This window comes from Agrobacterium sp. MA01 (genome assembly GCF_009650195.1).
In the GTDB taxonomy this organism is placed as follows: Bacteria; Pseudomonadota; Alphaproteobacteria; order Rhizobiales; family Rhizobiaceae; genus Allorhizobium.
This window is the reverse complement of the sequence record NZ_CP045854.1, coordinates 1406988-1420174: the sequence shown is the minus strand read 5'-3', so window position 1 is coordinate 1420174 and position 13187 is coordinate 1406988. Positions and strand designations below refer to the sequence as shown.

Genomic DNA, 13187 nt, shown 5'->3' with positions numbered 1-13187 from the left:
CCGTCTCAATCGACGGTGGAGGTGACATGGCTGACGACAGAACAAAGGACTCTTGGCTAACTGCGGCGCAGTGCGCCAAGCGCACTGGGCTGACCGTGCGGGCGCTCAGGATCTATGAGGCGGCGGGGCTTCTGGCTCCGCGGCGGACGGAGAAGAACTGGCGGCTCTACGGGGCGCAAGATCTGGCGCGGCTTACTGAAATCCTGACGCTGAAGCGGCTCGGGCTGACGCTGGAGCAGATCAGTCGGCTGCTGGCCGGGCAGGCGACTGATCTTGAGCGTGTCCTGTTCGTCCAGGCGAGTGCGCTCAGGGAACAGATGGTGCGCGTCCAGCAGAGCCTCACCCTCATCGATACCATGCAAACAAAGATGGCAACCGGGGAGATCCTCTCCATGGACGACCTGCTCGCACTCGCAAGGAATCATTCGATGACCGAAACAACCTCCGACACCATCGCCTGGCGGCGTTATGACCAGATGCGGCCTCGCACGGAGCGTGCGATCGACAGCAGGCTCTATGCCGACTACGCGGGGCATTATCGGCTCGACACGGTCGTCTTGACCATTCGCCACGAGGATCAGAGGCTTTTTGCCCGTGTCACCGGGCAGGTCGAACTTGAGCTCTTTTCCGAAGAGGTCGACCGGTTCTTCTACAAGGCTGTGCCGGCGCAGATCAGCTTCATCCGGAATGCGGAGGGGATGGTCACTGCCCTGACCCTGCATCAGAACGGACACGCAGAGACCGCCGAGCGGGTGGAGACTGGCGCCGCCGCAACGTTAGAGGCGACACTGGCCGAGAGGATCAGGGAGAAGCGTCCCGTTGAGAACAGTCGGCTTCTTTTACAAGAGCTCGTGCACCAGCACCAGAAGGGGGAACCCGATTATGCCAAGATGACGCCACCGCTTGCCGCGATCGCGCGCGAACAGGCCGAGATCATCCGGGGCAAGTTGCAGCGGCTTGGAGCCTTGAAAGACATCACGTTCAAGGGTGTGACGGATGACGGCTGGGACGTCTACGATGTGAGCTTCGAGAAGGGATGCCAGGAATGGAGTTTTTCGCTGGCGTCAGACGGGCGATTCGACGGGATGATAATGCGGCGGACAATGTGAGGCCTGTCTAACTCCACCTCAGCTCGTCCGCCCCCTCGGCCGCTTCAACATCCCTCTAAACAGCCCCCGCTTCTCGATCGGCTCGAACACTGCGTCCGAACCCTCCGGGTCGAGGATCTCGTGGTCGGCGAGCCATTCTTCGAGGTCTGATATCGCCGGCGTCTTATAGGGCTTGAGTGTTTCACCCCCTGCGGCCTTGTTTTTTGCCCTCAGCTGCTCGATGGCTGCAATCAGCGAGCCACATTGAGCGATGGCCCGGTCGATCGTCTCGGGCGTCACCCCCAGATGCTCGGCCAGCAGGTCGTTGCGGAAGCTTGTGATCTTCGCCGAGAGGTCTTCCGAACCGCCCGCCTCAAGCGCCACGTCGCATTCCTGGTCGAAGCGCATCGAGCGGTTGTTGATGTTGGAGGAGCCAACGCGGAGATACTGGTCGTCGACGATCATCAGCTTGGCGTGGACGTAGATCGGCTGGCCCTTGGCAGTGACCGGGTGGTAGATCTTGAAGCGTCCGTAGTCGTCGTGTCGGCGCATGGATTCGGCAAGCCGGGCGCGGGCCGTGTCCATGGCGATCGTGCCGAGCCAGTTGTCCGAGATGACAGGATTGATCAGCACGAATTCCGGCCCGTCCGGTTCGGCGAGCCTGCGGGCGATGGCCTGTGCGATGGCGCGCGAGGCGAAATACTGGCTTTCGGCATAGACGGTGTGCCGGGCCGCGTTGATCATGTCGAGATAGAGCTGCTCGATCTCGGTGACGGCGCTCTCGTTCTGATAGGCCGGGCTCGTGCGGGCGATCGCGAGGTTGACGCTGCCGAAGGAGAAGTTCGGCGCAACCTCCGCCTGAGCCGGCTCTGACGTCACCGGGGCCACGTCCTTTCCGCCGGCACGCGTCCAGCGATGACGGCAGAGTTCGCCGAGCGCCTGCGCGGCAGGACCGGTGAAACGGCTCGAGATGTCGTGCCAGGGGCCGTAGGGCTTGCCATTGGGGCGGCGCCTGTCGGGGTTTTCGTCGAGATGCTCGCGCGTGTCCCAGCGATCGAGCGTCACGTCGATGCCGCCGCAATAGGCAACCGCGTCATCGATCACCAGCATCTTCTGATGGTGCGAACTCCCCAGGGGATGCTTGCCGTCGAGGCGGACGGTAATCTGCCTGTTCCATTTCCAGCGCAAGAGATAGGGCAGGTTCGAAGGCCTCGCCCAGCTGGCCAGTGGAGCCGGGCTCCACAGCAGGATCCTGATTTCGAGGCCCGGCGTTCGACGGGCCAGCCAGAGCAGGAAGTCGCCAACCCGGCGGGGGGCTCCATCATCGATCTTGGGATGACCAAGGGTGATCGTAGCATCGAAGTCCCAGCCGACAAAGAAGATCACCCGCTTTGCCGCCATCATCGAGGCACGGATCGAGGCGAAATAGTCATTGGCATCGATCAGGATCGAAAAGTCGTTGGCTTTCTCGACGCGCCAGCAGTTCCGGGAAGGCGAAAAAAAGGGGGAAGGCGCCATCTCATACTCCAGACACTGGGTCGCCATATCCGGCTATCGCAATGGTGGCGTGAGGTCCAGTCTTTAGGGTCGTGGCTACGCTCCGGCTTGCTGACCGCCGGGGATGAGAATGCCCGGCGCACACCGTATTCCAAGAGCGGACGCCTCACCCGGTATGTGTCGACGCGCAAGCTGTTGTTCCCCGCCCCGCGCAACCAATCGCGCCTCCAGTCGTTCTCCCTTCGAAACACTTTGGAAGGGAGCGGATAATGGCGAAGGATGATGCGACGGTGACGTATGACGGGCCGGCAGGCGGCTGGGGTTCGCTTCGGGGCATTGCCCGGATCGCCGGCGACGAAGGCATCAGCGCCGGGGCGATCGCGACACTTCTGGAACAGAACAAGCCGGGTGGTTTCGCCTGTGTCTCCTGCGCCTGGACGAAGCCCGCCGATCACCATCCCGTCGAATTCTGCGAAAACGGTGCCAAGGCAACGCTCTGGGAGCTGACCAGCCGAACGGCCACTCCGGATGTCTTTGCCCGGCACAGCGTGACCGAGCTCAAGACCTTCAGCGATTACGATCTGGAGCAGCTGGGACGGCTGACCCATCCGATGCGTTATGACCGGGCGAGCGACCATTACGTGCCCTGCTCCTGGGACGAGGCATTCGCCGAGATCGGGCGCGAGTTGAAGGCCATGGATCCGAAGAAGACCGTCTTCTACACCTCCGGCCGCGCCAGCCTTGAGACGTCCTATTGCTGGGCGCTGTTTGCCCGGGCCTATGGGCACAACAACCTGCCCGACAGTTCCAACATGTGCCACGAGACGACGTCGGTGACGCTGAAACAGGTGATCGGCTCGCCGGTCGGCACTGTCGTGCTCGACGATTTCAAACATTGCGACGCGATCTTCTTCTTTGGCCAGAATACCGGCTCGAACAGCCCGCGCTTCCTGCATGTGCTGCAGGCGGCGGTCAGGCGCGGCTGTCGGATCGTGACCTTCAACCCCGTTCGCGAGCGGGGGCTGGAAAGCATGATCAATCCGCAGGAACCGACGGCGATGGTGACGGGCAGCGAAACGGCGCTCTCCTGCCAGTATCACCAGGTGAAACCGGGCGGTGACATCGCCGTGCTCCTTGGGCTCTGCAAACATGTTCTGGCCGCTGACGATGCGGCGCAAGCCGATAACCGTCAGGTCATCGACCGGGCCTTCATCGCCGAGCATACCGTCGGCTTCGAAGACTTCGAGGCGCGGCTGCGGGCGCTCGACTGGGCCGAGATCGAGGACGTCTCCGGGCTCACGCGTGCGGCGATCGAGGCGGCGGGGACCGTCTATGTGGAAGCCGAGAACACCATCGGCATCTATGGCATGGGCCTCACCCAGCATGTGCATGGCTTCGAGAACATTTCGACCTACACCAACCTGCTGCTGATGAAGGGCAATATCGGCCGACAGGGCGCCGGGATTTCACCCGTGCGCGGTCATTCCAATGTCCAGGGTCAGCGCACCGTCGGCATTGCGGAAAAGCCGGAACTCGTGCCGCTCGATCGGCTCGCGGAAATGTTCGCTTTCTCGCCGCCGCGCGAGAAGGGCATGAACACGGTCGAGGCCTGCGAGGCCATTCTCAAGGGCGAGGTCTCGGCTTTTGTCGCGCTCGGCGGCAATTTTCTGCGCGCGATCCCCGAACAGAAAGCGATGGAGGAGGCCTGGTCGCGGCAGCGGCTCACGGTCCAGATCGCCACCAAGCTCAATCGCGGTCACCTGTTCAACGGCGACATCGCCTATCTCCTGCCCTGTCTCGGGCGCAGCGAAATGGATCCATTGACCGGCCATCCGCAAGTCGTGTCGATGGAGGACAGCCTGAGCTGCGTTCACGGGTCTGTCGGCAAACGCACGCCGGCGAGCGAACACCTGAAATCCGAGATCGAGATCGTCAGCCGGCTCGCTGAGGCGACCCTGCCGCAAAACCCGAAAATGCTGTGGAGCCACTGGGCGCGCGACACGGCGTCCGTCCGCGATCTGATGGAGAAGACCTATCCGGAGGAATTCCGCGATTTCAATGCCCGGATCTTTACGCCCGGTGGCTTCTATCGCGGCAACTCCGCCCGCGAGCGCGAGTGGAAGACGGAGAGCGGCAAAGCCGAGTTCGTCACGCCCGAGATGCTCTCGGCCACCGGGTTTCAGCCAACACCGGGCCGAATGAGCCTGGTGACCCTGCGCAGTAACGACCAGTTCAACACGACGGTCTATGGCTATAGCGACCGTCTGCGAGGCATCGAGGGCAAGCGCGACGTGCTGCTGATCAGCCCCGCCGAGATCGAGCGGCATGGGCTCACCGTCGGCGAGCGCGTGACGCTGGTGAGCGATGCCGAGGATGGGGTCGACCGTCGCGTCGGCGGGCTTGAGGTCCTGCCCTTCGACCTGCCGGACGGCTGCGTCGGCGGCTATTACCCGGAGCTCAATCCGCTGGTGCCGCTTGCGCATCACGACCGCGCGTCAAAAACCCCGGCCTACAAGTCGGTGCCGGTCCGGATCGAGCGAGGCGGCTGAGGTCGTTCCATCCGGCTTCTCCGATCTCCCGAGCCGATGGAACAATTTGCATGGAACAATGTGGCGTCACGCGTGTTGCCCTCGCAGGGCAGCGGCCGAACGGAGGGTGCGCGTGCGCGGGGCAATGACCGACTTTGACGGCAATTCGGGACTGACATCATGAACCTCGATATCTATTGCGGCCCGGCGCCGACACCGGAGATGCTCTGGCGTGACTGGAATTTCGATCCGCCCCTGCTTGCGGCGATCGGTGCGATTTTCGTGCTTCTGATGACCACGGCCAGCAATCCGCGGCAGCGGATGGCGGCCGGTGCTGCCCTTGTGGTGATGCTAATCGCCTTCGTCTCACCGCTCTGTGCGCTGGCGTCTGCGCTGTTTTCGGCCCGGGTCCTGCACCACATCCTGCTCGTCACGTTTCTGGCGCCGTTCATCATTCTTGCAATCCCGCCCAAGGCGCGCGAGCGTCAACCCCTGCCGGCGCAGCTCTCCTTTCTCGTGCACACGATCCTGATGTGGACCTGGCACGCCCCGGAGCCCTATCTCTTCGCCCTCTCATCGCCTGCCGCCTACTGGCTGATGGAACTGACGCTGATCGGGTCGGCGGTCTGGCTCTGGTACGACATTCTTTCGCCACGGCGCACGGTCGGGCCTTCGGTGGCACTTCTGCTAGGCACGACGATCCAGATGGGCATGCTGGGGGCTTTGCTGACATTTTCGCGCGAGCCGCTGTTTGCCGCGCATATGGACACAACGCATCCCTTCGGCCTCTCCCCGCTCGCCGACCAGCAGCTTTCAGGGCTTCTGATGTGGGTGCCGGCGGCCCTGCCCTATCTCTTCGCCGCTCTTCTCAAGCTGCGCAGTCTGTTTGCGGGACGAAGCTTCGACAGCGAGGCGCCACGCTGATGATCGCCCTCCTGAAATTCGTCCATATCGCAGCCATTGCCATCTGGACCGCCGGGCTTATCAGCCTGCCGAGCCTCTACGTCCAGCGGGCACATGTCGAAAACGACGATGCGCTCTACCGCATGCAGCGGATGACACGCTTTGCCTTTGTCGTGCTGATCTCGCCGGCGGCCTTCCTGGCGGTCGCAAGCGGGATTGCGCTCAGTTTCATGAGAGAGGTGTTTGCACCCTGGTTTTCATGGAAACTCGCCTTTGTCGGGCTGCTGGCCATCTTCCACGTCTTTTCCGGACTGGTGGTCATCCGGCTTTTCAGAAAGGGGGAAGTCTATCCGGCCTGGCGCTTTGTCGTGGCGACCGTGAGCTGCGGCGTCGTGGTGCTGGCGATCCTCATTCTCGTGCTGGCCAAGGAGGCGCCCCAGTTCACCCTGCCTCCGGTCATGTCCGAGCCGGGCGGGCTGAAGCGCCTTCTCGAACCACTCAATCCTTGGGCGACACCATGAGGCCGATTCCGTGATCGAAGATCAGCTTACCACCGTGCCAGCCAGCAACACCGGTCAGGACGGCCGCCAGAACCGAGAGCAGCATGCCATGCGGCAGAACCACATTGGGATCGATGAGCCGCAAGCCCCAGTTGGCGCCGGCAACCGAGATCAGGGTAATGGCCGCAATCGCATGGGCCCAGCTTGCGGCACGCGCGCGAATGCCGGGCACGAGCAAGAGCTCGGCCGTTCCGACCAGGCCCGCGGCGACACCGGCCCCAAACGCCGTGCCGGAGGACCAGAGGCCGACGCGCAGCCAGAAGGGGTCCGCCGTGAACCAGTAGAAGACATCGACGGCGAGCGTGCCGAAGACCAAGGCAATCGGGAAATGCACGCTCATGGCATGCAAGGGGTGACCGGCAACCGCGACGGCGGAGGTCTTGTCCTTTTCTTCCAGCTGTTCAATGACGGGATTGGCAGCGTCGGTTTGAGATGTTTCGGCCATGGGGGTTCTCCGTTTGCGGGGAAAAGGCCTGTGATCGGCGGAATGTTCCATCGCCTTGCGCCGCTCTCTCTGGGGGCGCTGTTTCTCACTTCCTGTTCCGGCGATCTCTCAGCGCTTGATCCCGCAGGGCCTTATGCAGGCGCGATCGCCGACCTCTGGTGGATCATGCTTTTCGGGGCCGGATTGATCCTTTCGCTCGTGCTCGTGCTTCTCGGCCTCGTTTTCTTCAGGCCCGGCTTCGGACGCAGCCTTTCACCCAAGGGCTGGATGATCGCCGGCGGGCTGTTCCTGCCTGTTCCCGTGCTGATCGCGCTGATGACCTATGGCATGGCGCAGGGGGAATATCTGATTGGCGCCTGGCAGAACGAGCCGGTGGTCGCCCGTGTCGAGGCGCATGGCGCCATGTGGCAATGGGGCTTCCGTTACCCGGATCTCGGGGATGGTGTCACTACCGTCGGGACCTTGCATATTCCGGCCGGCGGCGTGGTGGAGGTGCGGGTCACCAGTGCCGATGTCGTGCACAGTTTCTGGATACCGAGGCTCGCCGGCAAGATCGACGCCGTGCCTGGGCATGAGACGGTCGTGCGCATCCGGGCCGATGTGCCGGGCCGCTATGGCGGCATCTGCGCCGAATATTGCGGCAACGGCCATGCCGGCATGCGCTTCACCGTCGAAGCCCATCCGCCCGAAACCTATCGCCAACGTCTCACAGCACTGTCCGCAGGAGTGTCCGCACCATGAACGATGCCAGACCCGAGACGGGCTATCAGACACCGGAAACGGCGATCCGGCTGCACCATGAGCTCGACGCCGTCTGGGGCTCGGGCCATGGCCTCGAGAGGCTGTCGGCGGTGAACCACACCGTTGTCGGCAAGCGCTTCATGGTGACGGCACTCGTGTTCTTCGCGATCGGCGGCGTGCTTGCCATGCTGATCCGGGCACAGCTCGCCTCGACCAACAGCGCCTTCCTCGATGCCGCCCAATATGCCCAGGTCTTCACGATGCATGGCGTCATCATGATGTTCCTGTTCGCCATCCCCTTCTTCGAGGGCCTGGCGATCTATCTCCTGCCGAAGATGCTCGGTGCCCGCGATCTCGCCTTCCCGCGCATGTCTGCCTATGGCTACTGGTGCTACCTGTTTGGCGGCACCTTCCTGGTCGCAGCCCTCCTCTTCGGCATTGCCCCAGATGGCGGCTGGTTCATGTATACGCCGCTCTCCTCGCGGCCCTATTCCCCCGGCATCAATGCCGATGTCTGGCTGCTCGGCATCACCTTCGTCGAGATCTCGGCGCTGTCAGCGGCGATCGAGATCATGGTGACGATCCTCAAGCTCCGGTCACCGGGCATGTCGCTCACGCGGATGCCGATCTTCGCCTGGTACATGTTGGTGGTCGCGGCGATGATGATCATCGGCTTCCCGCCGCTGATCCTCGGCTCCATTCTGCTGGAGGTGGAGCGGGCCTTCGACCTGCCCTTCTTCGACCCTACACGCGGCGGCGATCCGCTGCTCTGGCAGCACCTGTTCTGGCTGTTCGGCCATCCGGAGGTCTACATCATCTTCCTGCCCGCGGCCGGCGCGCTATCGACCATCATTCCGGTTCTGTGTCGCACCCGGCTAGAGGGCTACGGTCTGATAGTTGCGGCGATCGTCGCCATGGCTTTCCTGTCCTTCGGGCTCTGGGTGCACCACATGTATACGGTGGGCATTCCGCATGTAGCGCTCTCTTTCTTCTCGGCGGCCAGTGCGCTGGTTGCCATCCCCACCGGCATCCAGATCTTCGCCTGGCTTGCCACCATGGCGCATGGCAGGCCCCGCTATTCCATCCCCATGCTGCATGTCTTCGGCTTCTTCTTCGTCTTCGTGGCGGGAGGTCTGACCGGCGTCATGCTGGCCATGGTGCCCTTCGACTGGCAGGCGCATGACACACACTTCGTCGCGGCGCATCTGCATTACGTGCTGGTCGGCGGCTTCGTCTTTCCGATGATGGCGGCCGCCTATTACTGGCTGCCGCACATCACCGGGCGCCAGCCCGTGCAGCATCTGTCGAAGCCAGCCTTCTGGCTGATCTTCATCGGCTTCAACGTCACCTTCTTCATCATGCATCTGACGGGCCTGCGCGGCATGCCGCGCCGGGTCTTCGAATACCCACAGGCCGCCGGCTGGGAGGTCTTGAACTTCATCTCCTCGGTCGGCAGCTTCGTGATGACGATCGGTTTTGCGCTGGTGGCTCTCGACCTGATCATGCTCATTCGCCATGGCCGGCCATTCCGTCGTGACCCTTGGGAAGCCGGCACGCTGGAATGGGCGACGCCCACGCCGCCGCCGTCCTATAATTTCGGCTCGTTGCCACACATCGACATCCGCGCCGATGCGCTCGCGCCGCGCAGCCTCGGTCCGGAGCTCGCCGCCGGACGGGGCTATCTCGGCTTCATGCGCAATGGCTGGATGGAAACGCTGACCGTCGACATGGTGAGCGGTCGCCTCGACCATGTGGTCATCCTGCCCCGCCCGACCTATCTGCCGCTCTGGACGGCGATCGCGACGGCCGCCTTCTTCGCCAGTCTGCTCGCCAAGATCTACTGGTTCACACCCGTCGCCTTCGTGGCGGTCGTCATCCTTTTCTTCCTCTGGACGCCGGCGACGGGGCTGAAGCAGGATGTCGGCCCGCTGGAAGTCGGGCGCGGCGAGCGGGCTCTGCATCACCAGGAAGTGGCGCAACCGCCCTCGTGGTGGGCCGTGGTCTTTGCGCTCGCCGCCAATGCGACGCTCTACACGTCACTGGTCTTCGGCGCCTTCTTTCTCTGGCTATCCGCCCCCAACTGGCCGCCGCCGGATCTCGACTTCACCTTCGTTCTGCCATCGCTGATCGGTGCTGGCACGCTCGTCACAGCCGCCATCGCCGGACGGTTCGCCAATGGTCAGGCCGGTCGGACGGTCACGAGCCTCGCGGTGACGCTTGTCGCACATATGATCAGCGTCGGCGCGGTCGCGGTACTGCTGATGTCAATCCCGGCGCCAACCGGGCATGCTGCCTCTGCGGCCGCCTTTGCCGTCGCCGTTTACGTCGGGCTGCATGCGGCGATCGGCGCGGTGCTGGCGATCTACGGTCTGTGGCGCTGGAACAGCGGGTATATCGGGCCGTCACGCATGCTCGATCTGCGGATCGGGCGGCTGTGGCACGACTATACCGCCGTTGCCGGTCTGATCGGGCTCGCCTTCCCCTTCGTGTTGCAGAGCCTCACCGGGATCGGAGGGCGATGAGATGAAAGTATCCCCGTTCGTCCTGCTGCTCACAGGCTTCGTGATCTGGTCAGGCGCCTTCCTGCTTCTCTATGGGGTGCAGGCGACAGGATGCCATCTCGGCTGGCACCAGATCGATGTCGGCCCGACCTCGGCGCTGCGACTTTTGCTGGCGGTGATGCTCGTCATCGTCTTGGCGCTGATCGGTGGGCTACACTGGTTTGCGACCAGGGCACTCACAGAGCCGCAAACCGATGAGGTACGGCTGCTGCACAAGATCGGCGGAATGCTGCAGGCGGCCGCCCTGGTGGCGACGCTGATCACCTATGGCGGGGTAATGTGGCTGACCTTGTGCTAGAGGCTCGCCTCAACCACGGCTAGCTGCGACGATCTTGGCGACGCCGATCTTGCTCTCTTCGCTCATCTCTTCAAAGGCCCGCTTCGCCGTCGCCTGCGGCCATGACTCTCTCGCGCCCGTCAGAGCGGGTCAGCCGGCAGCTTGCGGGTCGTCATGATCCCGCTTATTGCGGGATCGGCGCCCTCATCGTGCAGACGAGGCCTGTCGGGTGGTATTCGACGCTGACCTGTCCGGCGAAATCGGCAGCGAAGATGCGCGAGATGAGCTTAGAGCCAAAGCCTTGCGTCTTCGGCTCATGCACATGCGGCCCACCACTTTCCTGCCAGACGAAGTGGAAAGCTTCGTTGGGATTGTCAGCCTTGCGATCGACCTGCCAGCGAATGTCAATCTTGCCATTGCCATCGGAAAGCGCGCCATATTTCGTCGCGTTGGTGGCAAGCTCGTGGATGGTCAGCGCCACCGTCAGGGCGTGTTTGGCGGTCAGGTCGAGATCGTGACCGGAAATCGAGAACCGCTGCTCGCTCTGCACATGCGGGCGCAGCGCGTTTTCGACCACGGCACGGATCGGCGCATCCTGGAGGGCCTTCCTCGAAATCATGTCATTGGCCTCGGCGAGCGCCTGCAAGCGGCCGGTAAAGGCATCGCGGCGATCGCGGATATCGTCGCCTTTCAGCGTCTGACGCGCGATTGCGCTAACCACGGCGAGAGTATTCTTAATGCGGTGTTGCAGTTCACCGTTCAAAAGCTCCAGCCGCTGCCGGGCGTCGGTGACGTCCGAGATGTCCTTGGATATCGACAGGATATGGGAGGGGCTGCCATCGACGTTGAAAATCGGTGCCACCTGAACATCCCAGAAGCGGCTATTGCCCTTCACGGTGTTCGCTTCACCCACGAAGCGGGACGGCTTTCCGGCAATGGCCGCTTCCACGGCCTGTCTGGCGGCGGTGTTGCCATCGCCACTCCAGAGGTCCGGCCAGGGGCAGCCCTTGAGCGGCGCGAAATCGTCGACTTCCATGACCCGCTTGCCGCCTTCGCTCATGAATTGCAAGCGACCCTGGAGATCGAGCACCTTGATGCAGTCGCCGCAGCCACTCAGGACCGCCGCGAGAAGCGCATCGTTGCCGACCAATAGCGGATCAGCCGCCGTCAGTTCGCCAACCATGCTGTCAACGGCACCAGCCGTCGTTGTGGACCGCATCACAGGGTCAGTCATTTCAAATATTGGTCCAATTGAAAAAGAAAGTATCCGGCTGAATCCTTGCTATCAAAAACGACAACTAGCAACCCAGAAACGTCACTCTGGGATACGTGAAGGCTCTGTCAGTTCACGGTCAGGTCTGCGGTTTCGCCGAAGGCGATGATCAGCTTGGGACTGTTCATGTCGCCGCTCTCCTCGTCGACCTGAATGGAATAGGCGGCGACACCGAGGTGGCGGGCGGACATGGCGGTGGCGATTTTCTCCGCGGCGGCGGCACTGGAGGCCTGTCGCATTTCGCCGGGCACGATATTCCCGCGGTTCTTCTTGAAAGGAAGGACGATGAATTTTTCAGAGAGAGACATGGTTGTGAACTCCTGTTCGTTCACCTCTTGTTCTCCCTATTGGTGAGGATGTCAACCGCGAAGCGTCTCGCCGTCGAGGCGCCCGCAGGGAGGCGCTGTCGTTTCCCGGTGCCTCCCTGTTCTCAGGTCACACTCTTGTCGAAGTCGGGCACCGCCCAAGCAGAGGAGACCACATTTCGGGAAAAGCAGGCGCGGCGCCCGGTCGTCTGGAAGCACAGCTATCGTGTCTGATTTGACCGACCTTAATCGCCTCAGAAGAGACCAACGCCCGGAGGCGGTGTCACCTGGGTCGGTGGCGGCAGCGGCTGGCCGCCCGGAATGAGATCGTCCTGCTGCAGACCGTCCTGCTCCGGCAGCGCGCCTCCGAAAACCTCATTGGGGACTTCCACCGGTGCGTCGAGTGGCGGCAGGGCGGTCTGGTTGGGATCTGCACCCGGACCGGTGGCCTGAGACGGATCCGTGACTGCCGCACCCGGCTGCGCGGAGGCTGCGGTCGGTGCCGGCGTAACGGCATCAGCAGTCTTTGCGGGTTCCGGCGCGGGCTTGGCGACAGCCTCGACACCCGGTGGTGGCGGGACTTCCGACTCGACCTTGCAGCCGGTCAGCCAGACGTCATAAATCGGGTGCTCGACGGCATTCAGCGCCGGGCTGTCAGCAAACATCCAGCCGGAAAAGATGCGGCGGATCTTGCGGTCGAGCGTGATTTCGTCGACCTCGATAAAGGCGTCGATCTTCTGCGCTTCCGTCTCGTCACGCGAATAGCAGACCTTGGGCGTCACCTGGAGGGCGCCGAACTGGACAGTTTCGTTGACATAGACGTCGAAGGTGGTGATGCGGCCGGTGATCTTGTCGATACCAGAAAACTCAGCGACGGGATTTTCGAGGCGGGCGGCATCAGCCTTGCCGGCAAGACCAAGCGACGCCGCGGCGGCAAGCCCGACAACCGGAATGGCCCATGCCCATGCACTCAACTTCATCGTCCCGCTCGCTTTCATCGATCCTCTTG

The 13187-nt window shown here is 62.9% G+C and carries 11 protein-coding genes and 1 pseudogene; 7 read left to right on the top strand and 5 right to left on the bottom strand.

Features of this window, described 5'->3' with window-relative positions; translation table 11 throughout:
* Positions 1–26: 26 nt before the first annotated feature.
* Positions 27–1109, top strand: coding sequence for a MerR family transcriptional regulator (locus GH983_RS06895; protein WP_153762008.1), 1083 nt, complete (start codon positions 27–29; stop codon positions 1107–1109).
* Between the two features lie 18 nt (positions 1110–1127).
* On the opposite strand, the gene GH983_RS06890 is transcribed toward GH983_RS06895, so the two are convergent.
* Positions 1128–2606 carry a phospholipase D-like domain-containing protein gene (locus GH983_RS06890; protein WP_153762007.1) on the bottom strand — a complete coding sequence of 493 codons (1479 nt, stop codon included), beginning with the start codon at positions 2604–2606 and terminating at the stop codon, positions 1128–1130.
* Positions 2607–2854: 248 nt separating this feature from the next.
* On the opposite strand from GH983_RS06890, the gene GH983_RS06885 reads away from it, so the two are divergent.
* The 3 genes from GH983_RS06885 to GH983_RS06875 all read left to right on the top strand — a co-directional run bounded on the left by GH983_RS06885 (position 2855) and on the right by GH983_RS06875 (position 6537).
* A complete protein-coding gene (locus GH983_RS06885; protein ID WP_153762006.1) occupies positions 2855–5134 on the top strand; it encodes an FdhF/YdeP family oxidoreductase in 2280 nt (759 codons plus the stop codon).
* A 159-nt stretch (positions 5135–5293) separates the two neighbouring features.
* On the top strand, positions 5294–6037 hold the full coding sequence (locus tag GH983_RS06880) for a cytochrome c oxidase assembly protein (protein ID WP_069041596.1): 744 nt from the start codon (positions 5294–5296) through the stop codon (positions 6035–6037).
* Positions 6037–6537, top strand: coding sequence for a CopD family protein (locus GH983_RS06875; protein WP_054150680.1), 501 nt, complete (start codon positions 6037–6039; stop codon positions 6535–6537). Before GH983_RS06880 ends, GH983_RS06875 begins: the two co-directional genes overlap by 1 nt.
* Here the strand turns inward: GH983_RS06875 and GH983_RS06870 are convergent.
* Positions 6515–7021, bottom strand: coding sequence for a DUF2231 domain-containing protein (locus GH983_RS06870; protein WP_054150679.1), 507 nt, complete (start codon positions 7019–7021; stop codon positions 6515–6517). The genes GH983_RS06875 and GH983_RS06870 overlap by 23 nt on opposite strands.
* A 42-nt stretch (positions 7022–7063) precedes the next feature.
* Between GH983_RS06870 and coxB the strand changes: the two genes are divergently transcribed.
* The 3 genes from coxB to GH983_RS06855 are packed head-to-tail and all read left to right on the top strand — an operon-like array spanning position 7064 to position 10621.
* Positions 7064–7762, top strand: coding sequence for a cytochrome c oxidase subunit II (coxB, locus tag GH983_RS06865; RefSeq protein ID WP_153762005.1), 699 nt, complete (start codon positions 7064–7066; stop codon positions 7760–7762).
* Positions 7759–10284, top strand: coding sequence for a cytochrome c oxidase subunit I (ctaD, locus tag GH983_RS06860; RefSeq protein WP_153762004.1), 2526 nt, complete (start codon positions 7759–7761; stop codon positions 10282–10284). The genes coxB and ctaD overlap by 4 nt, the downstream gene beginning before the upstream one ends.
* Before the next feature lies 1 nt (position 10285).
* A complete protein-coding gene (locus GH983_RS06855) occupies positions 10286–10621 on the top strand; it encodes a hypothetical protein (RefSeq protein WP_069041598.1) in 336 nt (111 codons plus the stop codon).
* A gap of 163 nt (positions 10622–10784) precedes the next feature.
* On the opposite strand, the gene GH983_RS06850 is transcribed toward GH983_RS06855, so the two are convergent.
* From GH983_RS06850 to GH983_RS24280, 3 genes and pseudogenes are all read right to left on the bottom strand, one after another.
* Complete coding sequence (locus GH983_RS06850) at positions 10785–11819, bottom strand: sensor histidine kinase (protein WP_194842794.1); 1035 nt, start codon at positions 11817–11819, stop codon at positions 10785–10787.
* A gap of 122 nt (positions 11820–11941) precedes the next feature.
* Entirely contained in the window at positions 11942–12181 is a 240-nt protein-coding gene (locus GH983_RS06845) for a hypothetical protein (protein ID WP_054150675.1), read from the bottom strand.
* Positions 12182–12723: 542 nt separating this feature from the next.
* A pseudogene (locus GH983_RS24280) lies at positions 12724–13158 on the bottom strand (DUF2155 domain-containing protein); the annotation flags it as partial.
* Positions 13159–13187: the final 29 nt, after the last annotated feature.

Excerpts from the sequence above, each read along its gene's own strand:
- GH983_RS06895 (WP_153762008.1), top strand. The coding sequence starts at position 27 with ATGGCTGACGACAGAACAAAGGACTCTTGGCTAACTGCGGCGCAGTGC.
- GH983_RS06890 (WP_153762007.1), bottom strand. The coding sequence starts at position 2,606 with ATGGCGCCTTCCCCCTTTTTTTCGCCTTCCCGGAACTGCTGGCGCGTC.
- GH983_RS06885 (WP_153762006.1), top strand. The coding sequence starts at position 2,855 with ATGGCGAAGGATGATGCGACGGTGACGTATGACGGGCCGGCAGGCGGC.
- GH983_RS06880 (WP_069041596.1), top strand. The coding sequence starts at position 5,294 with ATGAACCTCGATATCTATTGCGGCCCGGCGCCGACACCGGAGATGCTC.
- GH983_RS06875 (WP_054150680.1), top strand. The coding sequence starts at position 6,037 with ATGATCGCCCTCCTGAAATTCGTCCATATCGCAGCCATTGCCATCTGG.
- GH983_RS06870 (WP_054150679.1), bottom strand. The coding sequence starts at position 7,021 with ATGGCCGAAACATCTCAAACCGACGCTGCCAATCCCGTCATTGAACAG.
- coxB (WP_153762005.1), top strand. The coding sequence starts at position 7,064 with ATGTTCCATCGCCTTGCGCCGCTCTCTCTGGGGGCGCTGTTTCTCACT.
- ctaD (WP_153762004.1), top strand. The coding sequence starts at position 7,759 with ATGAACGATGCCAGACCCGAGACGGGCTATCAGACACCGGAAACGGCG.
- GH983_RS06855 (WP_069041598.1), top strand. The coding sequence starts at position 10,286 with ATGAAAGTATCCCCGTTCGTCCTGCTGCTCACAGGCTTCGTGATCTGG.
- GH983_RS06850 (WP_194842794.1), bottom strand. The coding sequence starts at position 11,819 with ATGCGGTCCACAACGACGGCTGGTGCCGTTGACAGCATGGTTGGCGAA.
- GH983_RS06845 (WP_054150675.1), bottom strand. The coding sequence starts at position 12,181 with ATGTCTCTCTCTGAAAAATTCATCGTCCTTCCTTTCAAGAAGAACCGC.